Below are 23,794 nucleotides of genomic sequence, written 5' to 3' on the forward strand. Positions count from 1 at the left end.
GAGAACAAGAATGACCGTCTCAGTGCATGCATTGCTGCTGTTCACCGGCTGGGCCTTCCTGCTGGTGCTGACCGTGTTCGCCTACCGAGGCGTGGCGCTGCTGACCGGCACGCCGATCACTTCGTGGCCGCGCGGGTCGAAGAACCCGAATGATCCGGGCTTCATCCAGCGCGTTGCCGATGCTCATGCCAACACGCTGGAAAACCTGCCGATCTTCGCCGTGCTGGTGCTCGCTGCCGCTGCGGTCGGCAAGCCGGAGGCGACCGCTGGGCTCGCGATGTATGTCGTCTATGCCCGTGTCGGCCAGAGCCTGGTGCACATCCTCGGCGTCAACACGCCGCTGGTGCTGGCCCGCGCGACGTTCTGGGCCGTGCAGCTGGTCTGCTTCGGCCTGATGTTCTACGGGCTGCTGGCTTGAAGCTGAAGGCTTCCACGCGTCGACGCCTGCGCCGCGGCCTGATCTGGGTCGCGGCGCTGGCGGCCGGGCTGATGCTGTTGATCAACAACTGGGTGGTCAACAACTCCGAGGCCTACGTCTATTCGAACTGGTCGCTGCTGCCGGACAACGAGGTCGGCCTCGTGCTCGGCTGCAGCCCCTACGCCCGCAACGGCCGGCCGAACCCGCAGTTCTACGGTCGCATCGAGGCGGCGGTGCAGCTCTACCAGCTCGGAAAGATCAAGAAGATCATTGTCAGCGGCGCCAATCCGGATTCCACCTACAACGAGCCACGCCAGATGTGGCGCGAGCTGACCAAGGCCGGTATCCCGTCGCAGGCGATCACGATGGATTTCGCCGGCGTCCGCACCTTCGATTCGGTCAGCCGGGCACAGGCGGTGTTCAACCTGGAGCGGATGACCATCATCACCCAGGAGTACCACGCCTACCGCGCGGTGTTCATCGCCAAGAAGCTGGGCATCCGCGTGGTCGGGTACTCGGCCACCAGCGACAGCATCGGCGTGTTCAGCCGCACCTACCTGCGCGAGGTCTTCGCCCGCGTGAAGGCGGTGCTCGATCTCTACGTGCTGTCGACGGAACCCAAGTTCCTCGGCGGTCCGGAAGCCGTCAACGCCGTGCCGGACGAGCCGCCACCGCCGCTGCCCTGAACCGCCCACCGCGTCCGGTCTTGCAATAAAGGAAAGAGAGGTTCACGATTCTTTCCATGGAAACACGAGAACCTGCGCTTACCTACCGCGCTGCCGTACCGGCGCCGGAGGCGGCGGACGTGCTTTCGAAGGCCGTGGTCCGGGCCGCCGAGCGGCTCCGGCTGTCGCAGGCCCAGCTGGCGCGCACCCTGGGCCTGAGTCCGGCGACGGCGTCGCGGCTGCACGCCGGCAGCTGGCGCCTGAGCCCGGACACCAAGCCTTGGGAACTGGCAGCCCTGCTGGTCCGCGTCTATCGCTCGCTCGATGCGATCACCGGCGGCAAGACCGATGCGATGCAGGCCTGGCTGCATTCCGGCAACGCCGCGCTCGGCGGCGAGCCGGCCAAGCTGCTCGGCAACTGCGAGGGGCTGATCGATGTCCTCCACTACCTGGACGCCTCGCGCTCTCGCATCTGAGGCCACGGTCGCCGAACTGGCGCTGTGGCGGGCGGTGGAAGCGCAGCATGTGGTGGCCACCCGGGCGCTGGTCGATTCGAGTGCCGAGCAGGCGCTGCTCGAAGACCTGCTCGAAGCCGCCAAGCCGGCGATTCCGGAGGCCTGCCGCGCGCTCGACTACCTGCTGTTCACGCCGTTCCGCTATCCGTCCGGCCGCTATGGCTCGCGCTTCCGCGACCGCACCGATCCCGGTGTCTGGTACGGGGCCGACACGGTGGCGGCGGCCTGCGCCGAAGTCGGCTACTGGCGCTGCCGCTTCGTCGCCGACAGCGACGGGCTGCAGGCGCTGGCCGGCATTGCCCACACGCTGTTCCGCGCTGCCGCCAGCGGACTGGCGCTCGATCTCACCGCCGCGCCGCTGGCCGCCGACACGGCGCTCTGGATGCACCCGGACGACTACCAGCCGTGCCGCCAGCTGGCGCGCAGCGCGCGGGCCGCCGACATCCGCCTGATCCGGTATCGCTCGGTGCGCGACCCGGACCACGCGCCCTGCGCCGCCGTACTCGATTGCCGGGCCTTCGCCGCCGGTCGCGGCATCGGCACGCGGCAGACCTGGTTCCTCAGCGTCGACGCCCGGCGCGCCTCGTGGATCCGCGCCGGCAGCCGGCCTGGCCGGGCGGAAGCGCTGGAGTTCGACTACGCCTGACGGGCTGCGACCGGCGCGCCCGCCTCAGCCATCAGCGCCGCTACGGTCGCCCGCCAGCCGGGAGCATCGGGCACGATCAGGCTCAGCGGCATCCGGCGGCGCACCACGTCGTCCGGCCGGCGCGCCATCTCGTCGCGAACCGCCAGCACCACTTCGGCGCGCAGGTACGGAGCATCCGGGTGGATGCGCGCGCACCAGGCGGGGTTTTCATCGAGCAGCGCCTCGACCCTGCGGATGCCGGTGCCGTGGCGCAAGGTCAGGGCCTGGGCGGTGTCGACGTCGAGGCCGCGACGGGCGAGGCCGCTGATCGCTTCCTGCTGCCAGCCGGTGAAGTCGCCCAGCTCGCGGACCTCCTGCGGCGTGCCGGGCAGCGGCGTCCGATCGCTGCGCGATTCGACGGCTGCCAAGCCCAGGCTGTCGAACACCCGGTCGACGATCTCCACGGCGTCGCAGCGCGCCGTCGTGTACTTGCCACCGAGCGGCCAGACCAGCCCCGGACGTGGCGTCAGCACGGTGAATTCGCGGCTGACGGCGGCCAGGCTGTCGGCGTCCTCGGCCTGCAGGCTGCGCACGCCGGCGAAGCGGGCGATAACCTGGTCCGGCGTCCAGCCGAGACCCGGCATCAGCGCGTTGACGGCGTCGAGCAGATAGCGCGCCTCGGCGTCCTCGACCGCGATGCCGGTGGCGTCCTCGACCTGCGATTCGGTGGTGCCGACCAGCGTCCTGCCGTTCCACGGAATCACGAAGAACACTCGGCCGTCGCTGGGCGCGGTCAGCAGGAAGGCGTCTTCCAGGCCTGGAATCGCCGGCAGCACCAGATGCACGCCCTTGACCAGCTTGACGGCCGGCGGCGCGGCGCCGGGCAGCCGGTGCGCCCACGGCCCGCCGGCGTTGACCACGCAGGCCGCGCGCAGCGCGAAGCGCTCGCCGGTTTCGGTGTCGCGCAGCTGCGCGCCGACGCAGCGGTCGCGATCGAACAGCAGTTCGTCGGCGGCCACCGCATTGGCGCAGACCGCGCCGGCAGCCTGGGCGGCGGCGACCACGAACAGCGTCATCCGGGCGTCGTCCTCCTGGCAGTCGCCGTAGCGCAGGCCGCCTTTCAGGCCGGCTTCGTCCAGGTAGGGATGGGCGGCCAGCAACTTCTTGCGCGAGAACGACTTGAAGCGCGGCACCGGCTGCTTGCCGGTGGCCAGGAAGTCATACAGCGTCAGCCCGGCCAGCAGCTGCATGCGGCCGACGCGGGCGCCTTTCCAGACCGGCACCACGAAGTTCAGCGGCCGCACCAGGTGCGGCGCCAGCCGCGACAGCACGCGACGCTCGGCCAGCGCATGGCGGACCAGCGCGAATTCGTAGTGCTCCAGGTAGCGCAGGCCGCCGTGGATCAGCTTCGACGACGACTGCGAAGTGCCCGCGCCCCAGTCGTCGCGCTCGATCAGCGCCACCTTCAGGCCGCGCTGGGCGGCGTCGGCTGCGGTCCACGCGCCGTAGATGCCACCGCCGATCACCAGCAGGTCGAACGGGCCGTCCTGCAATGCGGTGAGGTTGCGGATCAGCGGAAAGGCGGCGCGAGTCGGGGCAGGCATGGCGGAACGTCGGGTTTTAGCGGGGCGGGTGAATCCGGCGCGCGGCCAGCAGCCAGTCCTGCAGCTGCCGGGCTTGCTGTTCGTCGATCAGGCCATCGCGCTGCGCGTCGCGGATCCGGGTCGGCAGATGCCGTGGTGGCCGGCTGGCGGCCTGCCGGGCCAGCTGCTCCTCGGCGCCGGCGGCGTCGGCCTGCAGCCGCAGCGCCTCGTCGATCAGCGGCCAGGCGCTGGCATCGGCCGGCAGGCCGACGCCTTCGGACAGGCGTTCACGCAGCCGGCTGTCGCCCTGCAGCTGCGCGGCGACGTTGCGCTGGGTGACTTCACGCGGCGCACGGCGGCTGGCGCCGAGCGGCATCACGATCAGCCGGGTCAGCGTCGCCAGCAGCGGCGATGACAGGTGGCGGATCAGCCGGTCCAGCGCTTCCTCGCAGGCGGCGAAGGCCTCGGTGCAGATCAGTTCCAGCACGGCGCGCTCGTCGGCATGCGCGCCGCCCTCGTCGAACTGGCGCAGCGCCGCGCTGGCCAGATAGAGCTGGGCCAGCGCGTCGCCGAGCCAGGTGGTCAGGCTGCGCCGGGAAGCCTCGCGCATCGCCCGCAGCGCCGTGTACGGCCGCCGCGAGCCCAGCTCGCGGGCCAGCAGGCTCAGCGCGACATCGGCGGCGAACGCCAGCGCCGCGCTGTAGCGGTTGATCCGGCGCAGATGCTGGGCTTCGGTGGTGCTGCTGCCGAACAGGCTGCTGCCGGCGGTCAGGCCGAGCGCGAAGGCCTGGGTGGCAGTACCGAACAGGTGGCCGACGTGGGTCCACAGCGCGTCGTCGAAGCGCGTCAGCGCCGTGGCCGGGTTCGGGTCCTGGGCGGCCGCCAGCGCCGCCATGAAGGCCGCGTGGCTGCGCAGCACGCAGGCGCTATAGACGTCCGGACGCGCCAGCAGCGTCGGCTCGCCGCCGTCGTCCGGCTCGGCGTCGACGTCCTCGACCCGGGGCGCGAGCAGCGTCCGGTCGATGCCGAGATCGCGCGCCGCCGCAGCGCATTCGCGCGCCTGCAGCAGGCCCAGGGTGCGGGCGAACGCGGCGGCGGCGTAGGGCTTTTCGCCGCGATCGACGGCGCGCGCCGTGGCGGTGGCCAGCGCCTGTGCGGACCAGGCGCGGGCGGCCAGCGTGGCCAGCGCTTCCTCGGCGATCACCCGGCTGCCCAGCGGTTCGCCGAACGGCAGGCGCAGGCGGGCGATGCTGCCGCTGGCCAGCGCCAGCGCGGTGGCGCAGCCGGCGTGGATCGCGACCGGCGCGACGGCATCGGCGACGGCGATGCTTTCCGCTGCATGGCGGGCGGCTGCGCCGATCCGCTCGCCGCCGCCGATCACCGCGTCGAAGCCGACCCGCAGTCGGTTCGGCGCCGCGCGCAGCGTGGCCGCGTCGATCAGCAGCCAGGTTGGGCCGATCGCGGCATCGCGGCCGAGCCGGCCGTCCGGATCGCGCAGGTCGACGCACAGGCCGACGATGTCGGCGTCCGCGTCGACCTCGATGTTCAGCTCCAGCTGCAGCAGCGGGCCGTCGGGGCCGGCTTCGACGCGCGCATCGCCGACCACGTCGCCGGCTTCGGCGGTCTGCAGGTGGGCGCCGGCCGCCAGCATCGGCAGCCACTGGCTTTGCTGGGCGGCGGTGCCATGTCGTTGCAGCGCGTCGATCCAGGCCAGCCGCGCGGTGGCGCCGACCCGCTGCGCCAGCCGCCGGCTGATGCTGGCGCTGAGGCGGGTCAGCGCGGCGGCGTGGGCCAGCGCCGACAGGCCGCGCCCGCCGTGCAGGCTGTCGATCGCCAGTCCGTGCAGGCCGTAGGCGCGCAGCCGCGCCTGGGTGGCCGGGCCGGCCTCGGGATCGCGGGTGTAGCGGCTGCAGAACTCGGCCAGCGGGCCGTCCAGCAGGCTGCGCTCGTCCGGCGTCAGCTGGGCGCTGTAGTGCTCGTGGAATCGGCTCCAGTCCGGCGTGCCGTTGAACAGCTGCGCTTCCCAGCCGCTGCCGGATGACGACAGCGCCGCCAGCTGGCGTTCGTCGAGACGCGACAGCATTCGCTTGAAGCGCAGGAACAGCGGCCGCGACAGCCATTCCTGGCGCAGCACCGGCAGGTTCAGCGGCAGCAGCACCACGACGCCGGCCAGCAGCATCAGCAGGAAGGCCAGCAGCGAATCGCCGAACACGCCGTAGAACAGCACCACGGCCGCCAGCACCGCGCTGGTGGTGCGGATGCCGGCGCGGGCGTAGGCCAGCGCCACGATGGCGATCAGGAAGAACAGCAGCCAGTAGGTCATGCGCGCAGCGGGCTCGGCGTCACGGGGTGCGTTCGCTCTTCAGTCGGGTGGCTTCGAATTCGTCGCCGGGCAGCCAGGCGATCGGCGTGCTGGCGCCGAGCGCCTGCCAACCCAGCGCCAGGCCGAAACGGGCGATCTCGGCGCTGGAAGTGAAATCCATGTCCGGGCGGTATTCGTCGCTCGGCTGATGGTAGTGCCGGGCGGTGTACTCGCGGGCCCGTTCCTGGCCCCATTCGCGGGTCTGGCCGGCGAACTTGTCGCCGAGGCTGACCGAGAACGCCGGCACCCCGACGCGCGCCATGCTGAAGTGATCGGAGCGGTAATAGCTGCCGGCCAGCGGCCGGGAATCCGCCTCGATCGCCAGCCGGAAGGCCTTGGCGGTCTTTTCCACGGCCGGGAAGAAGTTCAGCCGTTCGGAGCCGAGCAGCTTCACGCTTTCCGGCACGCCGAACGGCGCGAAGCTGTCGAAGTTCAGGTTCAGGCCGATCTGGCTGACCGGCAGTGGCGGGTGCTCGCCAAGGTACTTCGAGCCGAGCAGGCCCTTTTCCTCGGCGGTGACCGCCGCGAACAGCACCGGATGCGGCGGCAGCGTGCCGGTGCTGGCCTTCATCGAGGCATAGGCGCGCGCCAGCTCCAGCAGCACGGCGCAGCCGGTGGCGTTGTCGATCGCGCCGTTGTAGATGTTGTCGCCGGCCTGGTCCGGCACCATGCCCAGATGGTCGTAGTGGGCGCTGTACAGCAGCGCCTGGCGGCCCGCGCCCTTGTCGGCACCGGGCAGCATCGCGATGACATTGCTGGACTCGAAGCGGCGCACCCGGCTGTTGATCGTGGCGTTCATCCGCACCGGCAGCTCGAAGGCCTTGAAGTCGCGCGTGCCGGCCTGGCGGATCGCCTCGTCGAGGTCGCGGCCGGACAGCGACAGCAGCAGCCGCGCCACTTCCAGCTGCAGCCAGGCGGCGGCCTGCAGTTTCTGGCGCGGGTCGTCGGCCAGTGCCACCGACTCGTTGCTCCACGAGCTCTTGACCACCGACCACGGGTAGCTGGCCAGATCGTCGCGATGCACGATCACCGCGCCGATCGCGCCCTTGCGCGCCGCCTGTTCGAACTTGTAGGTCCAGCGGCCGTAGTAGGTCAGCGCCTCGCCCTTGAAGAACTTCGGATCGGTCGACGGCGGCTCGTTGACCACCACCAGCACCACCTTGCCGCGAACGTCGACGCCCTTGTAGTCGTCCCACTGGTACTCGGGCGCCTCGATGCCGTAGCCGACGAACACCAGCGGTGCGTCGATCCGGGCGGTCTCGGTCAGCGACTGGTTCGACACCACGTAGTCGTCCATCAGCTTCAGCGGCAGCGCCTCGCCGCCGCCGGGCACGAACGACAGGCTGGTGCTGTCGAGCGTCTGGCTGCCGGCGAAGCGGACCTTCTGCAGGAAGCTGCCGTCATCGCCGGCCGGCTTCAGGCCGGCCAGCGCGAACTGGGTGGCCAGGTATTCGGCGGCGATGTCGCCACCGCGGCTGCCGGTGCCGCGGCCTTCGAGCAGATCGTGCGACAGGAAGCGCACATGGCTGCGGATGCGTTCGGCATCGATGCCGGCGGCGGCGCTGGCGACGGCCGGTGGCAGGCCGGCGGCGGAGTACGAGGCGGCGGGAACCGGTTCGGCGAGTGCGGCAGTCGATACCAGCACCGCCAGCACCGGCGTCAGCCGGTCAAGCAGTGGAAATTTCATGGCGGGTTCCGAAAGAGGGGGTGGCCACGGAGGCGCACCAGAACCGGTGGCGAGTGGCGTATGACCCCCGCAGAATAGGAAAAACCTTGGAGCGCCACAAATGGCAACGACGTTACACACGGCAGCCGATGCCGACACCGGACGTGACTACACCCCCGCCGACCGCCTGCTGATGCAGGTCGGCAAGGGCCTGAAATGGTGGTTGCGCGGACCGCTGGCCGGCACCCGCAGCGATGCCGCTCCGCCGGCCCGCTATCCGGCCGAGCGGGTTGCCGAAGCCCCGCTCGATGATCGCGAGCGCCGCCATGCGGCGGGCCTGATGCGCGTCAACCATGCCGGCGAGGTCGCCGCCCAGGCGCTGTACCACGGTCAGGCCCTGGTGGCCCGCGACGGCGCCGTGCGCGAACACCTGCTGCGTGCCGCCAGCGAGGAGCGCAACCACCTGCAGTGGTGCGATGCCCGGCTGCGCGAACTCGGCGAGCAGCCGAGCGCGCTGAGCCCGCTGTGGTACGCCGGTTCGTTCGTGATCGGCGCGGCGGCCGGGCTGGTCGGCGACCGGGCCAGTCTCGGCTTCGTCGAGGAAACCGAGCGCCAGGTCGTCGAGCATCTCAACGAGCATCTCGGCAAGCTGCCGCGCCAGGATCGCCGCTCGCGGGCGATCGTCGAGGCGATGCGGGTCGACGAGGCACGCCACGGCGAGGAAGCGGCCGAAGCCGGCGCCAGTGCGGTGCCGGCGCCGGTCAAGGCGATCATGGCCGGCGTCTCGCAGGTGATGAAGTTCGGCGCCTACCGGCTGTGAACCGCTGCGGTCGCGCGCCGGCCTGAGATCAGCCGCCGGCGTCGCTGAGCCGGCGTTCCAGTGCGGCCAGCTGCGCTTCCAGCGTCAGCACCCGCGCTTCCAGCTGCGCCAGCCGTTCCATGCCGTTGCCGGACGGCGCGGCGGTGGCCGCACGCGGCGTCGGGGCAGTTGCGGCCGCGCTGTCGGCGGCCGGCAGTTCCGGCTTGCCGGAGAGCAGATGCGCGTAGCGGGCGGCGGCCTGACCGGGCAGGCGCGGCAGCAGCATCACCATCGGCTGGGCCCGGTCGGCGAGATCGTCTAGCGCGGCCTGCACGCCCTCGGCATCGGCCGGGCCGTTGAGCACGCTGGCATTGGCACGCAGCTCGGCCGGCGTCTGCGGGCCCCTGAGCATCAGGGTCACCAGCACGGCCATGGTCGGGGCTTTCAGCAGCAGCTGGTGCTGGAAGCGGTGCCGCCACTTCGGGACCCGGCCGGCGTGGTCGTCGCGTGTCGCGAATTTTTCCGTCTCGAGCTGGTTCAGCGCGGCGCCGGCCTCGCCCTCGGTCAGGTTCATGACCGGATGGCGCGAGTTCTTCTGGTTGGCCGCCATCATCACGGCGTTGACGGTCATCGGGTAGTACTGCGGCGTGGTGATCGATTTCTCGACCAGCACCGCGAGCACGCGGGCTTCATTCGGGGATAGCAGGATCGGAGCGCTCATGCCGGCATTATCGCCGGCTGTCGACGCATCGGCAGCCGCCGCCGCTCAAGCCGGGCGGTCGGCGGCCGATAGCCCGCAGGCTGGGCGGGGTCCTGCCATCGGGGCCGGACGCCGTGCCCGGCCTGCCGGAGCCGGGTGTGCGGATCGTCAGCCTGCCAACTGTCCTGCTGTCACCGCCGGCTGCGCCGTCGCCGGCCGGTGCGCTGGCGGCCGGCCTGCGCACGGCGAGTGTCGATCCAGCCGTGGTGCTGCAGGCGGCGGCGGTGGCCGCCGCCACGCCGTGGACGGCGCTCGATCACCTCGCGGCCGACCGCGCGCCGATGTCGGTGCCTTCGTCACCGATCGCGCCGCCGGCAGTCCCACCGCAGTCGCCGGTGGCGCCGGCCGCCGCTGCAGCGGCGGCGGCGCTGCTGGCTCCGTCGTTATCGGCAACAGCATCGGCAACCGGCGCAGTGCCGGTGGTCCCGGGTGCTGCGGGGCTGGCCGTGGGATGGAGCGCCGGATGGGGCGCGGCACGGCCGGCGGCGGATCGCCTGACCTTGTCGCCAGCGACCGTCGCCCTGCCGCCCGACCCGTTTGCAGCGGGCCGTCCGGCTGCCGCGCTGATGCTCGACCTGTTGGGCGGACTGACCGGCGAGCCGGCCAGTCGCCTGCATCTGCTGGCCGCCGGCGGGCCGGACCTGGCCGCTGCGGCCGCCGCCGCGATGCCGGCGGCGCGCGGTCCGGGCGAATGGCTGCAGGTGCTGGTGCGCGGCATCGTCCACGGCCTCGACGAGCGCCAGGTCGACGTCACGCTGGGCCTGAGCCTGCAGCGCCAGACCGGCCCGGTGCCGGTCGATGCGGCGCGGCTCGAGCTGATCCGGGCGACGCTGGAACAGCTGGCGCAGGCGACCATCGATCTCGATTATCCCGGCTCGGCGGCAGCGCTGGCCGGGCACAGCCTGCGCTTCCAGGCGGTGCTCGATCCGGCCGGGCTGTGGCCAATGCAGAGCTTCCTGCTGTCCGGGCTGCTGCTCCTCGGGCCGGCGCGCGAGGCTGCCGCGCCGACCGACGCGCCCGATGTCGCCGAGGCCTGCGACGCGGATGAAGGCAGCGATCACCAGGCGTCGGAGGACGACGAGGCGGCGGAACCGGAGGACCCGGCGCGCGATGAAGGGGCTCTGGCCGCGCCGGCGGCGTCTGAACTGCCGGCCGATGGCGGCCCGCCGCTGATCAGCGCCCGTCAGTGGCTGGATCTGGAACTGCGGCACTGGCGTCGCCAGCTGCGGTCCTGGATGCAGCTGCCGCTGGCGCCGCCGCTGGGATCGATGGCGCAGCGGGGCCGATAACGCAACAGGCCCGCACGTGGCGGGCCTGTTGGGACGCAGTGCTGCGCAGCGATCAGCGCGGCAGGTCGGAACTGCCCATCAGGAACTGATCGACCTCGCGGGCCGCCTGGCGGCCTTCGCGGATCGCCCAGACCACCAGCGACTGACCGCGACGCATGTCACCGGCGGCGAACACCTTGTCGACGTTGGTCTTGTAGCAGCCTTCACCGTCGGTGGTCGCCTTGGCGTTGCCGCGCGCGTCCTTCTCGACGCCGAAGGCCTCGACCACCGAGCCGACCGGCGACACGAAGCCCATCGCCAGCAGCACGAGATCGGCTTTCATCTCGAACTCGGAGCCGGGGATTTCCTGCATCTTGCCGTCCTTCCATTCGAGGCGGCAGGCGATCAGCTTCTCGACCTTGCCGCCCGTGCCCTCGAAGCGCTTGGTGGCGACCGACCAGTCACGCTTGCAGCCTTCCTCGTGGGACGAGGAGGTGCGCAGCTTGGTCGGCCAGTACGGCCACACCAGCGGCTTGTTCTCGGTTTCCGGCGGCTGCGGCAGCAGTTCGAACTGGGCCACGCTTTCCGCGCCGTGGCGGTTGGAGGTGCCGACGCAGTCGGAGCCGGTATCACCGCCGCCGATCACGACGACGTGCTTGCCATCGGCCCGCAGCTGGTTCTTGACCTTGTCGCCAGCGTCGACGCGGTTCTGCTGCGGCAGAAATTCCATCGCGAAGTGGATGCCCTTCAGCTCGCGGCCCGGCACCGGCAGATCGCGCGGCAGCTCGGAGCCGCCGGTCAGCAGCACGGCGTCGAACTGCGCCTTCAGCTCGTCCGGACTGATCGTGTCCTTGGCCAGATTGGTGACCGTGGTGCCCTTGGTGTTGGCGACACAGACGCCGGTGCGGAACTCGACACCTTCGGCCTTCAGCTGTTCCAGGCGGCGATCGACCACTTCCTTGTTCAGCTTGAAACCGGGGATGCCGTAGCGCAGCAGGCCGCCCGGGCGATCGTTCTTCTCGAACACGGTCACGTCATGGCCGGCGCGCGCCAGCTGCTGCGCGGCAGCAAGCCCGGCCGGACCGGAACCGACGATGGCGACCTTCTTGCCGGTCTTCACGGCAGCCGGCTGCGCGACGATCCAGCCGTTGGCCCAGCCCTTCTCGACGATGAAGTTCTCGATCGACTTGATGCCGACCGGATCGTTGTTGACGTTCAGGGTGCAGGCCGCTTCGCAGGGCGCCGGGCAAACGCGACCGGTGAACTCCGGGAAGTTGTTGGTGGAGTGCAGCGTGTCGAGCGCGTTCCGGTAGTCGGCCGTGTAAACGAGGTCGTTCCAGTCCGGAATGATGTTGTTGACCGGGCAGCCGGTCATGCAAAACGGCGTACCGCAGTTCATGCAGCGGGCGGACTGGGTCTTGGCTTTCTCGTCTTCGAGAACCAGGACGAATTCCTTGTAGTTCTTCACACGCTCGGGAACCGGGAGGTAGGCCTCCTTCTGGCGGGTGTACTCGATGAAGCCGGTGGTCTTGCCCATCTGTTGTTGCCTCGGTGAAAAGTGCGAATTCGGGTGTTTCGGGCGCCGTCGGCCGGCGTCAGTCGAAGCTCAGACTCTTGAACAGCGCCGCGATGCGGTCCTTCTCGGCGTCGTCGAGTGCGCCCTGGTAGTGGTTCAGCGCCACCTTGACGATGCGGTTGCGCTGGATCGCCACCAGCGAGCTTTCCTGCGTCACCTTGCCGCCGCCGTCGATCAGCGCGACGTACTGGAATACGTCGAGCCCGCCGACCTTGGCCTTGCTGACGGTTGCGATCTCGATGTCGACGTCTTCGCCGACCTCGATCTCTTCCGGCAGGCTGGCTTCGACCATCAGCTCGGCGAACTGCTTCTGCGCATCGGCGGTGTCGAGCCGCGCCAGGAAAGCCTTGTTGCCGCCCTTGGCGGCATCGCCGGTGCGCTCGGGCGAGTAGTCGATCTGCACCTGCACCGGCGTCTTGCAGTCATGACAGCGCAGGATCAGCGCGCCATCCTGGCCTGGCTGCAGGTCCCAGCCCTCGGCATCGATCGAGTACAGCCCCGGTCGTTTGTAGATCTCGGCCGCCACGGCGCTGCCCGCCGTGGTGACGGCGAGCAGGCTTGAGATCAGTACGGCCTTGAGCGGTCGGTTCATGTGGCGTGCGTTTCCGTGAGGTGGCGCCGCCCGGTGGCGGCAGCGCAGCCTGCCACGACCGGGCACCGCCGTTCACGTCGTTCAGGCGGGCAGGGCGTCCTTCTTCGCCGCCGGTGCTGCCGACATCTCGCCGAGCGCGCGCTTGTACTCGTGCGGGAACACCTTCACGAAGGCGCGGCGGGCGTTCTGCCAGTCGTCCAGCAGGTTGCGGGCGCGGGTCGAGCCGGTGTGCTTGAAGTGCCGCTCCAGCAGGTAGCGGACGATCGCTTCATCGGTCTGCTTCTTGCCGTTGCGCTCCAGGCTGTGCCACAGCGCGCGGTCGACATTGGCTTCCTGCTCGCTCTTCACCATCAGCGGCTCGATGGCGACCATCGCCATGTTGCACTTGGTGTTGAAGCTGCCGTCCGGGTCGTAGACATAGGCGATGCCGCCGGACATGCCGGCGCCGAAGTTGCGGCCGGTCGCACCCAGTACCAATACCGTGCCGCCGGTCATGTATTCGCAGCCGTGGTCGCCGGTGCCTTCGATGACCGCCACCGCGCCGGAGTTGCGCACCGCGAAGCGCTCGCCGGCCACGCCGTTGATGAAGGCTTCGCCGGCGATTGCGCCATACAGCACGGTGTTGCCGACGATGATGTTGTCGACCGCCCAGCCGCGGAACTCGGTGTTCGGACGCACGATGATGCGGCCGCCCGACAAGCCCTTGCCGACGTAGTCGTTGCCGGCACCGACCAGATCCAGCGTGATGCCGTGCGCCAGGAAGGCGCCGCAGGACTGACCCGCCGTGCCCTGCAGCTGGATGTGGATGGTGTTGTCCGGCAGGCCCTCGTGGCCGTAGCGGCGCGCCACTTCAGCCGACAGCATGGTGCCGACCGTACGGTTCAGGTTCTTCACCGGCGAGATGAACTGCACCTGCTCGCCGCTGTCCAGCGCCGCCTTGGCCTTCTCGATCAGCTTGACGTCGAGCGCCTTGTCGAGGCCGTGGTCCTGCTCCATCACATGGAACACCGGCTCGCTGCTCGGCGCCTGGTAGAACAGCCGGCTGAAGTCCAGCCCCTGCGCCTTCCAGTGGCTGATCGCCTTGGACTTGTCGAGCAGGTCGCTGCGGCCGATCAGTTCGTCGAACGTGCGGATGCCGAGCTGCGCCATGATCTGGCGGACTTCTTCGGCGACGAAGAAGAAGTAGTTGACGACGTATTCCGGCTTGCCAGCGAACTTCTTGCGCAGCACCGGGTCCTGCGTCGCGACACCGACCGAGCAGGTGTTCAGGTGGCACTTGCGCAGCATGATGCAGCCTTCGACGACCAGCGGCGCGGTCGCGAAGCCGACTTCGTCGGCGCCGAGCATCGCGGCGATCGCGACGTCGCGGCCGGTCTTCATCTGGCCATCGGCCTGCACGCGGATGCGTGAACGCAGGCCGTTCAGCACCAGCGTCTGCTGGGTTTCGGCCATGCCGAGTTCCCACGGCGCACCGGCATGCTTCACCGACGACAGCGGCGAAGCGCCGGTGCCGCCGTCATGGCCGGCGATCACCAGGTGATCAGCCTTGGCCTTGGTGACACCCGCCGACACGGTACCGACGCCGCTTTCGGCCACCAGCTTCACCGAGATCGACGCCCGGTTGTTGGCGTTCTTCAGGTCGTGGATCAGCTGGGCCAGATCCTCGATCGAATAGATGTCGTGATGCGGCGGCGGCGAAATCAGGCCGACGCCCGGCACCGAGAAGCGCAGGCGGGCGATGTACTCGCTGACCTTGCCGCCCGGCAGCTGGCCGCCTTCGCCGGGCTTGGCACCCTGCGCCATCTTGATCTGGATCTGGTCGGCCGAATTCAGGTATTCGGCGGTCACGCCGAAGCGGCCTGCCGCGACCTGCTTGATCTTCGAACGCAGCGAATCTCCTTCCTGAAGCTTGATGTCGGCTTCGACCTGGTCCTCGCCGATCACCGAGGCCATCGTCGCGCCTTCTTTGATGACGATGCCCTGCTTTTCCAGCCGGTAGCGGACGGGATCTTCGCCGCCTTCGCCGGTGTTCGACTTGCCGCCGATGCGGTTCATCGCCACTGCCAGCGTGGCGTGGGCTTCGGTGGAGATCGAGCCGAGCGACATCGCACCGGTGGCGAAGCGCTTGACGATTTCCTTGGCCGGCTCGACTTCGTCGATCGAGATCGCCTTGGCCGGGTCGACCTTGAACTCGAACAGGCCGCGAAGCGTCATGTGGCGCTTCGACTGGTCGTTGATGATCTGGGCGTATTCCTTGTACGTCGAGAAGCTGTTGGCCTTGGTCGCGTGCTGCAGCTTGGCGATCGCGTCCGGCGTCCACATGTGCTCTTCGCCGCGCACGCGGAAGGCGTACTCGCCGCCGGCGTCGAGCGCGTTGGCCAGCACCTTGTCGTTGCCGAAGGCGAGCTTGTGCAGGCGCACGGCTTCCTCGGCGACCTCGAAGATGCCGATGCCTTCGATCGACGACGCGGTACCGGTGAAGTACTTGTCGATCAGCGCGCGGTTCAGGCCGATGGCCTCGAAGATCTGCGCGCCGCAGTAGGACATCCAGGTGGAGATGCCCATCTTCGACATGACCTTCATCAGGCCCTTCGACACCGCCTTCTTGTAGTTGTAGATCGCCTTGTCCGGGCTCAGCTCGCCGGGCAGGCCCTGCGACATCGCAGCCAGCGTTTCCATCGCCAGATACGGATGGATCGCTTCGGCGCCGTAGCCGCCGAGCAGCGCGAAGTGGTGCACCTCACGCGCCGAGCCAGTTTCGACGACCAGGCCGGTCGAGGTGCGCAGGCCCTTGTTGACCAGGTGCAGATGGATCGTCGAGGTGGCCAGCAGCGCCGGGATCGCGACGTGATCGGCGTCCATCTTGCGGTCCGTCAGGATCAGGATGTTGTAGCCATCCTTCACGGCATCGACCGCGTTCGCGCACAGGCTGGCCAGACGCGCTTCCACGCCCTCCTTGCCCCAGGCGACCGGATAGCAGATGTCGATCTCGAAGCTCTTGAACTTGCCGCGCGTGTGGGCGGCGATGTCGCGCAGCTTGGCCATGTCGGCCACGTCGAGCACCGGCTGCGTCACTTCCAGACGCATCTGCGGGTTCAGGTTCGCGGTGTCGAGCAGGTTCGGCTTAGGGCCGATGAACGACACCAGCGACATCACCATCGCTTCGCGGATCGGGTCGATCGGCGGGTTGGTGACCTGCGCGAACAGCTGCTTGAAGTAGCTGTACAGCGGCTTGAGCTTGTTCGACATCACCGGCAGCGGCGAGTCGTTGCCCATCGAGCCGGTGGCTTCCTCGGCCTGCACGGCCATCGGCGACATCAGCACGCGGATGTCTTCCTGCGTGTAGCCGAAGGCCTGCTGGCGGTCGAGCAGCGAAGCCGGCGGTTCCGGCAGTGCCACTTCGCGGCCGGCGAGCGGCTTCAGTTCATCGAGCTTGATGCGGATGCGGTTGATCCAGGCCTTGTACGGCTCGGCCGAGGCGTAGGTGTCCTTGATTTCCTCGTCGTCGATGATCCGGCCTTCTTCGAGGTCGATCAGGAACATGCGGCCCGGCTGCAGGCGCCACTTCTTGGTGATCCGCGATTCCTCGATCGGCAGTACGCCGGATTCCGAGGCCATGACCACCAGATCGTCGTCGGTCTCGATGAAGCGGCACGGCCGCAGGCCGTTGCGGTCGAGCGTGCCGCCGATGTAGCGGCCGTCGGTGAAGCAGATCGCCGCCGGGCCATCCCAGGGCTCCATCATCGCCGCGTGGTACTCGTAGAACGCACGGCGGTCGTCGTCCATCAGCGTGTGGTTCTCCCACGCCTCCGGAATCATCATCATCACCGCCTGGGCGATCGGGTAGCCGGCCATCACCAGCAGCTCGAGCGCGTTGTCGAAGCAGGCGGTGTCGGACTGGCCCTCGTAGATCAGCGGATACAGCTTCTTCAGGTCATCGCCGAGTTCGGCGGACTTCATCACGCCCTCGCGGGCGCGCATCCAGTTGAAGTTGCCCTTGACCGTGTTGATCTCGCCGTTGTGCGCGACCAGCCGGTACGGGTGGGCCAGCGGCCATTCCGGGAAGGTGTTGGTCGAGAAGCGCTGGTGGACCAGCGCCAGCGCGGAGACGCAGCGCTCGTCCTGGAGGTCGAGGTAATAGACGCCGACCTGGTCAGCCAGCAGCAGGCCCTTGTAGACCACGGTCTTGGCCGACATCGACGGCACGAAGAACTCCTTGCCGTGGATCAGGTTCAGCGCGCGGATCGCATGTCCCGAGGACTTGCGGATCACGTACAGCTTGCGTTCCAGCGCGTCGGTCACGGTGATGTCGGCGCCGCGGCCGATGAAGATCTGCCGGATTACCGGCTCCTTGGCGCGCACGGTCGGCGACATCGGCATGGTCAGATCGACCGGCACGTCGCGCCAGCCGAGCACCACCTGGCCTTCGTCGACGACGGCGCGCTCGATTTCCTGCTCGCAGGCGATCCGCGACGCGGTTTCCTTGGGCAGGAACACCATGCCGACGCCGTACTCGCCGAGTGGCGGCAGTTCGATGCCCTGCTTGGCCATTTCCTCGCGATACAGCTGGTCCGGCATCTGGATCATGATGCCGGCGCCGTCGCCCATCAGCGGATCGGCACCGACCGCGCCGCGATGCTCGAGGTTCTTCAGGATCAACAGGCCCTGCTCGACGATCGAGTGCGCCTTCTCGCCCTTGATGTTGGCGATGAAGCCGATGCCGCAGGCGTCATGCTCGTTGGATTGGCGGTACAGGCCGTGGGTTTCGGCGTGCTGGCGTTCGGCGGCGGATGCTGGCTCGTGCGACATGGCTAACCTTTCACAGGTCTTCGGGGAACGGGAGCGTACTGCGCCGCAACATCAATGCCAAGCCACTTCCCACCAAAATAATTGGGGTCAGATACACATTAAGGCACGCCCCATTCTGGTCTGCTAAAAATTGGGGACAGAACAAAAACGGACGCAAGCATGCGATTGGCTTGAGGATTCTCGGTCAATCAACGCTGCGGATCGGCCGATTTTCGCGAGATGGGCCGCCCGGGACGGGCGCGCGCCGTCCGACGACCGGCCTTTGTTTCCAGTTCGCCGAGAAAGTCGCCGTCGCCCAGCGCCCAGCCTTTCAGCGTGGCATCGGTCAGCGCCCGCTGCTGGTCGACGGCGATGCCCTGCTGCACCAGATCGGCATAGGCGGCCTCGCGGGCGAACGGGGTGTTGCCGAGCCCCCAGCACAGCGGATGCGGCGTCACCAGGCGGTCCTGGGTCTGTCCGATGTAGTGCCGATGGCTCGACCAGCGGTAATCGGCCGGCCGCTGCACCATTCCGGCGCGCACCGGATTGAGATCGATGTAGGCCATGCAGGCAAGCAGATAGCGGTCGGTCTGCACCAGGGTTGCGCGGTAGCGGCCTTCCCAGAGCGTGCCGGTGCGCTGGTGGCGGCGATTGAACAGCTGCACGTAACGGCGTCCGAGTGCCTGCATCATCTGCGGCAGGCCGCGGTCGGTGGTCGGCGTGGCCAGCAGATGGAAATGGTTGTCCATCAGCACCCAGGCGTGGATCGCCACCTTGTGCCGCGCCGCCGACTCGGCCATCAGTCCGAGCAGCGTTTCGCGGTCTTCGTCGTCGACGACCACCGGCTGCCGGTTGTTGCCCCGCTGGATGACGTGGTGCGGATAGTCCGGAACCGTGAGGCGCGGCAGGCGGGCCATGGGCGTGGCCGTTCAGCGCGGTTGCTGAAGGTTGTGGAGGCGAGCGTGTTCGTCTGCCGCGTGCCGGTGGCGGCGAGAACCCGGGAGCGGGACCCGCGCGCTGTTTGCGGGTGCGACCGAGGCGAGTCGACGACCGACCGCAATTGCCAGGCGAGCACGTGTACTCATCGCAGTTGCCGCAGGTCGTAAAGCCGCGCGTGCTCGTCGGCGGCGTAGCGGTCGGTCATGCCGGCGATGTAGTCGGCGACGACCCGGGCGCGACCGGCATCGCCGTCGGCCTTCAGGGCGGCGGCCTGGAACTCCGGCGGCAGCAGCCGAAGATCGCCGAACAGCGCCTCGAACAGCTCGCGCACGATGCGGCGCGCCTTGTACATCACCCGGTAGACGGCGTGGTGCTTGTACAGGTGCTCGAACAGAAAGCGCTTCAGCTCGCGGTTGTCGCGCTCCATGCCCTCGCTGAACGACACCAGCGTGTCCGGCCAGGCGCGCACGGCGTCGACGTCCGGCAGCTTGGCCGAGGCCAGTCGCCGCGCCGTCTCGCCGTGCAGGTCGATGACCAGGGCATTGATCATCCGGCGGATCGTCTCGTGCCGCAGCTGGCGCGGCGTCAGTGCCGTGTAGCGGGCGGTGACTTCGCCGTGGAAGCGCGCGAACAGCGGCACGTCGAGCAGTTGCTCGATGCGCAGGATGCCGGCGCGCAGGCCGTCGTCGACGTCGTGGTTGTTGTAGGCGATCTGGTCGGCGATGTTGGTCAGCTGCGCTTCAAGGCTTGGCTGCTGGCGGCGCAGGAAGCGTTCGCCGACATCGCCGAGCGTCGCCGCCCGGGTCAGCGAGCAGTGCTTGAGGATGCCTTCGCGGGTTTCGAAGCTCAGGTTCAGGCCGGTGAACTCGGCGTACTTGTCTTCCAGTTCGTCGACCACGCGCAGGCTCTGCGCGTTGTGCTCGAAGCCGCCGTAGGGCTTCATGCAGTCGTCCAGCGCGTCCTGCCCGGCATGGCCGAACGGCGTGTGGCCGAGGTCATGGGCCAGCGCGATCGCTTCGCTCAGGTCTTCGTTCAGCGCCAGGCCGCGCGCCAGGCTGCGAACGATCTGCGCGACTTCCAGCGAATGGGTCAGCCGGTTGCGGTACAGGTCGCCTTCGTGGCTGACGAAGACCTGGGTCTTGTATTCCAGCCGACGGAACGCCGAGGAATGGACGATGCGGTCGCGGTCGCGCTGGAACTCGCTGCGTCCCTGCGGCGGCGCTTCCGGATGGCGCCGGCCGCGCGAACGGTCTTCCCGTGCGGCGTACGGCGCGAGCGTCATGCGACCGGCAAGGCGGCGGCGCAGAAATGATCGAGCGTGGCGTCGAGCGCTGTGGCGTCGAAATCGGCGGTCGTCACCGCTTCGCCGAGCGAGCGCATCAGCACCAGCCGCAGCTTGCCGGCGGCCACTTTCTTGTCGCGCGCCATCAGGCTGCGGAAGTCGTCCGGCGTCATGCCGGCCGGCGGCCGGATCGGCAACCGCGCGCGTTCGACCAGACGGATGCAGCGCTCGGCGTCGTCGGCCTTCAACCAGCCGAGGCGCATCGACAGATCGGCCGCCATTGCCAGCCCCAGGCCGACGGCTTCGCCGTGCAGCCAGGTTTCGTACTTCGTGTAGGTCTCCACCGCATGCCCGAAGGTGTGGCCAAGATTCAGCAGGGTGCGCGGGCCGCCGGCCAGCGACTCGCGTTCGTCGAGCGCGACGATCCGCGCTTTCAGCGCGCAGCAGCGTTCGATGGCTTCGGCGAGTGCGACGGCATCAAGCGCCAGCAGCGCGTCGATGTCGCGTTCCAGCCGCGCGAACAGGCCGGCATCGCCGAGCATCGCGCACTTGATCACCTCGGCCAGCCCGGCTGACAGCTCGCGCGGCGGCAGGCTGTTGAGCGTGTCGGTGTCGGCGAACACCGCGATCGGCTGGTGGAACGCGCCGATCAGGTTCTTGCCGCGGGCGTGGTTGACGCCGGTCTTGCCGCCGACGCTGGAATCGACCTGGCTCAGCAGCGTGGTCGGCATCTGCACGAAGGCGATGCCGCGCTGGTAGATCGAGGCGACGAAGCCGGTCAGATCGCCGATCACGCCGCCACCGAGCGCGATCAGCACGCCGTCGCGGGCGATGCGCTGCGCCAGCAGCCAGTCGAGCACTTCCTCTGCATTGGCCCAGGTCTTCTGCAGTTCTCCCGCCGGCAGCACGCAGGCGTGCTCGCGGGTCAGTCCGAGCGCGTCGAGCACCGGGTCCAGATAGCAGGCGGCGACATTGACGTCGGTGACCACGCGCAAGGTGCGGCCGCGCAGTTCGGCGTAGGAGGCCGGGTCGGACAGCAGGCCGGCGCCGATGTTGAGGTCGTAGCTGCGCTCTCCCAGCTCAACCCGCAGCCGCCGGCGCGTGGCCTCAGGATGCCGGCGTGGCGACCGGACGGACGAAGTGGTCTTCGATCTCGCGGGCGAGAGCTCGGGCATTGCGTCCATCGGTGTGGACGACGAGGTCGGCGATTTCACGATAAAGAGGATCGCGGAGCGTGAAGAGGCGGAGGAGGGTGTCACGGCGATCCCCGACCTGCAACAGCGGCCGGTTGTCGGTGCGTTCGGTGCGCGCCAGCTGGTGATCGACGCTGGCGTGCAGGTAGACGACGAAGCCGTGGGCCGCCAGCAGGGCGCGGGAATCGGGATCCATCACGGCGCCGCCGCCGGTCGACAGCACCACGCCTTCGCGCTGTACCAGCTCGGCGATCGCGGCCCGCTCGCGTCGGCGGAAGCCGGCCTCGCCTTCCTTCTCGAAGATGAAGGCGATGTTGACGCCGGTGCGCGCCTCGACTTCCAGATCGGAGTCGATGAACTCCATGCGCCGCGCTTCGGCCAGCCGCCGGCCGACCGTGGTCTTGCCGGCGCCCATCGGGCCGACGAGGTAGATGTTGCGCTTGTTGCTCACCGGCCCGGACACCACGCCATGAGGGATGTCGGGGCTCGGGCGAGCCCCGACGGGGCGCTCAGTTTACCTTCAGGCCTTCGCTGAGGATTTTCGGCGTGATGAAGATCAGCAGCTCGGTCTTGTTCTGCACCTTGCTCTTGGTACGGAACAGCGCGCCGAGCAGCGGCACATCGCCCAGCAGCGGCACCTTGGTGACGCTGTCGTTCGAGGTCTGCTCGTAGATGCCGCCCAGGACCACGGTCTGGCCGTTGTCGACCAGCACCTGGGTCGTCACCTTGCGGGTGTCGATCGCCGGGGCACTCCCGGTTCCGACGTTGACGTTGCTGCCTTGAGAATCGTTGGTCACCGCCAGGTCCATGATCACCCGGTTGTCCGGGGTGATCTGCGGCGTGACGTTCAGGCTCAGCACCGCTTTCTTGAACTGCACGGCGGTGGCACCGGACGACGTCGCGTTCTGGAACGGAATCTCGCGGCCCTGCTCGATCGCCGCCTGCTTGCCATTGGCGGTGATCACCCTCGGTGAGGAAATCACTTCGCCCTTGCCTTCCGACTGCAGCGCGGAGAGTTCGAGATCGACCAGCGAATTGCGGCCGAGGATGGCCAGCGCGATCGATCCGGCCGGGTTCAGCACCGGCAGGTTGACGTTGTAGCGGTCGCCGATCGCGCCCGCCGTGACCGGCAGGCCGCCGGCGCCGCCGATGGTCGGCTGCCCGCTGCCCGAGCCGCCAGTGCCCGGCAAGGTGGCATTGGTGCCTTCGCCCGAGCCGCCAACGGAGATCAGCCCGCCGTTGCCGCCGTCGCGGCTGCGCACGCCGTTGACGCCGAGACGGGCGCCGAAGTCGCGCTGGAAATTCGAGCGGGCGACGACGATGCGCGATTCGATCAGCACCTGCCGCACCGGAATGTCGAGCCGCTGCACCAGCGCCCGGATCTCGGCCAGCTTCTCGCGGGTTTCCAGCACCAGCAGCGTGTTGGTGCGCTCGTCGACGGTGACGCTGCCGCGCTCCGACAGCACCGAGTTGTCCTTCGACTTGACCAGCGTCGCCAGCTCGCTGGCCTTGGCGTAGTTGACCTGGATGATCTCCGAGCGCAGCGCGGTCAGCTGCACCTTCTGCTTCTCGTTCTCCAGCTCGGCCTTCTCGCGCTGGGCCAGTTCGTCGAGCGGGGCGACCAGGATCACGTTGCCGCTGGTGCGGCTGCCCAGGCCCTTGGTGCGCAGGATGATGTCCAGCGCCTGGTCCCAGGGCACGTTCTGCAGCCGCATCGCGATCTGGCCGGTGACCGAATCCGACACCACCATGTTGGTCTGGGCGACGTCGGCGATGATCTGAAGAAGCGAGCGGATGTCGATGCTCTGGAAGCTCAGGGAAATGCGTTCGCCGGTGTACTTCGGCTCCTGCCGGCGCCGTTCTTCGAGCTTTTCCGGCGCCACCGGCTGCAGTTCCAGCGTGAACACGTTGGCCGACTGGTAGGCGACCTGCTCGAAGTCGCCGGCGGCGATCGGCGTGACGGTGATCAGGCTGCCGATGCCGTCGCGGGCGGCGTCGATGAACTTCACCGGGGTGGCGAAGTCGAGCACGTCGAGACGGCGGGCCAGCCGCTCCGGCAGCGAGGTGTCCTTGAAGCGGACCAGGATCTTGCCGCCTTCCTCGCGGACATCCACGGCGTTACGAGCGTCGGCGAGGGTGATCAGCACCCGGCCTTCGCCTTTTTCGCCCCGGCGGAAATCGATGTCGGAAATCAGCCCCTGGCGCGGCGGCGCCACCGGCGCCACGGCAGCGGCCGCCGCCGGGGCCGGCGTGGCCGCCACTGGGCCAGCGGCCAGCGAGGCGCCCTGGCCGGCCAGTTCGATGAACACCTTGTTGCCGTCAACCCGCACCCGATGCGCGGTCAGCGCCGCCATCTCGACCACCACCCGCGAGCGGCCGCGCGCCTCGGCGGCCGAGATCGAGCGAACCTGGCCGATGTTGACCTTGCGGTAGCGCTCGGCCAGCGACAGCGCGGTGTCCGGCAGGTCGATCGACAGCCGGGCCGGCTTGTCGATGCTGAACACCACCGGCTCCGGCGATGGTGCCGACAGGGTCAGGGTCAGCAGCACGCGGTCGCCGTCGAGTGCGACGAAATCCATGGTCTGCAGCGCACGCACCGGCTCGGCCCGCGCCGGCAGCGCGGCAACCGCCAACAACAGCAGCGCGACCAGCCAGCCGGCGACAGCCAGCAGCCCGCGCCGGCCCGGCAGTCCGGCATTCGGCTGCGGTCCCCGGCCCGCGACGGTTCGAGTCGACATCGTAGTGCTCCAGGGCAACGCGCTT

General features: G+C 69.0%; 18 protein-coding genes. 6 read left to right on the forward strand and 12 right to left on the reverse strand.

Annotation, left to right across the window (positions count from 1 at the left end):
* The first annotated feature begins 10 nt into the window (after positions 1-10).
* The 4 genes from ACTIGJ_RS16255 (at position 11) to ACTIGJ_RS16270 (ending at position 2,244) form a co-directional block, all read left to right on the forward strand.
* Positions 11-418: an MAPEG family protein gene (locus tag ACTIGJ_RS16255; RefSeq protein ID WP_439641368.1), complete on the forward strand. Its 408-nt coding sequence runs from the start codon at positions 11-13 to the stop codon at positions 416-418.
* Entirely contained in the window at positions 415-1,104 is a 690-nt protein-coding gene (locus ACTIGJ_RS16260; protein WP_439641369.1) for a SanA/YdcF family protein, read from the forward strand. Before ACTIGJ_RS16255 ends, ACTIGJ_RS16260 begins: the two co-directional genes overlap by 4 nt.
* A gap of 119 nt (positions 1,105-1,223) precedes the next feature.
* Positions 1,224-1,559 carry an antitoxin Xre-like helix-turn-helix domain-containing protein gene (locus ACTIGJ_RS16265; protein ID WP_439641370.1) on the forward strand — a complete coding sequence of 112 codons (336 nt, stop codon included), beginning with the start codon at positions 1,224-1,226 and terminating at the stop codon, positions 1,557-1,559.
* Entirely contained in the window at positions 1,519-2,244 is a 726-nt protein-coding gene (locus ACTIGJ_RS16270; protein ID WP_439641371.1) for an RES family NAD+ phosphorylase, read from the forward strand. Before ACTIGJ_RS16265 ends, ACTIGJ_RS16270 begins: the two co-directional genes overlap by 41 nt.
* On the opposite strand, the gene ACTIGJ_RS16275 is transcribed toward ACTIGJ_RS16270, so the two are convergent.
* Genes ACTIGJ_RS16275 through ACTIGJ_RS16285 form a run of 3 tightly spaced genes read right to left on the reverse strand, consistent with a single transcriptional unit; the run spans position 2,235 to position 7,855 of the window.
* On the reverse strand, positions 2,235-3,827 hold the full coding sequence (locus tag ACTIGJ_RS16275; RefSeq protein WP_439641372.1) for an FAD-dependent oxidoreductase: 1,593 nt from the start codon (positions 3,825-3,827) through the stop codon (positions 2,235-2,237). The genes ACTIGJ_RS16270 and ACTIGJ_RS16275 overlap by 10 nt on opposite strands.
* A 16-nt stretch (positions 3,828-3,843) precedes the next feature.
* Entirely contained in the window at positions 3,844-6,129 is a 2,286-nt protein-coding gene (locus tag ACTIGJ_RS16280; protein ID WP_439641373.1) for an acyl-CoA dehydrogenase domain-containing protein, read from the reverse strand.
* 19 nt (positions 6,130-6,148) lie between these two features.
* Positions 6,149-7,855: a M28 family peptidase gene (locus ACTIGJ_RS16285; protein WP_439641374.1), complete on the reverse strand. Its 1,707-nt coding sequence runs from the start codon at positions 7,853-7,855 to the stop codon at positions 6,149-6,151.
* A gap of 100 nt (positions 7,856-7,955) precedes the next feature.
* On the opposite strand from ACTIGJ_RS16285, the gene coq7 reads away from it, so the two are divergent.
* A complete protein-coding gene (gene coq7 / locus ACTIGJ_RS16290) occupies positions 7,956-8,654 on the forward strand; it encodes a 2-polyprenyl-3-methyl-6-methoxy-1,4-benzoquinone monooxygenase (protein WP_439641375.1) in 699 nt (232 codons plus the stop codon).
* Positions 8,655-8,682: 28 nt separating this feature from the next.
* Here the strand turns inward: coq7 and ACTIGJ_RS16295 are convergent, their stop codons facing one another.
* A complete protein-coding gene (locus tag ACTIGJ_RS16295) occupies positions 8,683-9,354 on the reverse strand; it encodes a YceH family protein (RefSeq protein WP_439641376.1) in 672 nt (223 codons plus the stop codon).
* Between the two features lie 113 nt (positions 9,355-9,467).
* On the opposite strand from ACTIGJ_RS16295, the gene ACTIGJ_RS16300 reads away from it, so the two are divergent.
* Positions 9,468-10,682, forward strand: coding sequence for a hypothetical protein (locus tag ACTIGJ_RS16300; protein WP_439641377.1), 1,215 nt, complete (start codon positions 9,468-9,470; stop codon positions 10,680-10,682).
* Between the two features lie 52 nt (positions 10,683-10,734).
* On the opposite strand, the gene ACTIGJ_RS16305 is transcribed toward ACTIGJ_RS16300, so the two are convergent.
* The 8 genes from ACTIGJ_RS16305 to pilQ form a co-directional block, all read right to left on the reverse strand.
* Positions 10,735-12,198 carry a glutamate synthase subunit beta gene (locus ACTIGJ_RS16305; RefSeq protein ID WP_439641378.1) on the reverse strand — a complete coding sequence of 488 codons (1,464 nt, stop codon included), beginning with the start codon at positions 12,196-12,198 and terminating at the stop codon, positions 10,735-10,737.
* 58 nt (positions 12,199-12,256) lie between these two features.
* On the reverse strand, positions 12,257-12,829 hold the full coding sequence (locus tag ACTIGJ_RS16310; RefSeq protein ID WP_439641379.1) for a hypothetical protein: 573 nt from the start codon (positions 12,827-12,829) through the stop codon (positions 12,257-12,259).
* A gap of 81 nt (positions 12,830-12,910) precedes the next feature.
* Positions 12,911-17,638: a glutamate synthase-related protein gene (locus ACTIGJ_RS16315; RefSeq protein ID WP_439641380.1), complete on the reverse strand. Its 4,728-nt coding sequence runs from the start codon at positions 17,636-17,638 to the stop codon at positions 12,911-12,913.
* A gap of 188 nt (positions 17,639-17,826) precedes the next feature.
* The gene (locus ACTIGJ_RS16320; RefSeq protein ID WP_439641381.1) at positions 17,827-18,534 is read right to left on the reverse strand and encodes an REP-associated tyrosine transposase; all 708 of its coding nucleotides are present in this window, start codon (positions 18,532-18,534) and stop codon (positions 17,827-17,829) included.
* A 164-nt stretch (positions 18,535-18,698) separates the two neighbouring features.
* Positions 18,699-19,838 carry a deoxyguanosinetriphosphate triphosphohydrolase gene (locus tag ACTIGJ_RS16325; RefSeq protein ID WP_439641382.1) on the reverse strand — a complete coding sequence of 380 codons (1,140 nt, stop codon included), beginning with the start codon at positions 19,836-19,838 and terminating at the stop codon, positions 18,699-18,701.
* Complete coding sequence (aroB, locus tag ACTIGJ_RS16330; protein WP_439641383.1) at positions 19,835-21,013, reverse strand: 3-dehydroquinate synthase; 1,179 nt, start codon at positions 21,011-21,013, stop codon at positions 19,835-19,837. The genes ACTIGJ_RS16325 and aroB overlap by 4 nt, the downstream gene beginning before the upstream one ends.
* The gene (gene aroK / locus ACTIGJ_RS16335) at positions 20,946-21,482 is read right to left on the reverse strand and encodes a shikimate kinase AroK (protein ID WP_439641384.1); all 537 of its coding nucleotides are present in this window, start codon (positions 21,480-21,482) and stop codon (positions 20,946-20,948) included. Before aroK ends, aroB begins: the two co-directional genes overlap by 68 nt.
* Positions 21,483-21,540: 58 nt before the next feature.
* Positions 21,541-23,769: a type IV pilus secretin PilQ gene (gene pilQ / locus ACTIGJ_RS16340; protein WP_439641385.1), complete on the reverse strand. Its 2,229-nt coding sequence runs from the start codon at positions 23,767-23,769 to the stop codon at positions 21,541-21,543.
* Positions 23,770-23,794 lie beyond the last annotated feature (25 nt).

Origin of the sequence: Nevskia sp., from assembly GCF_051860985.1 — a bacterium.
Taxonomy (GTDB): domain Bacteria; phylum Pseudomonadota; class Gammaproteobacteria; order Nevskiales; family Nevskiaceae; genus Nevskia.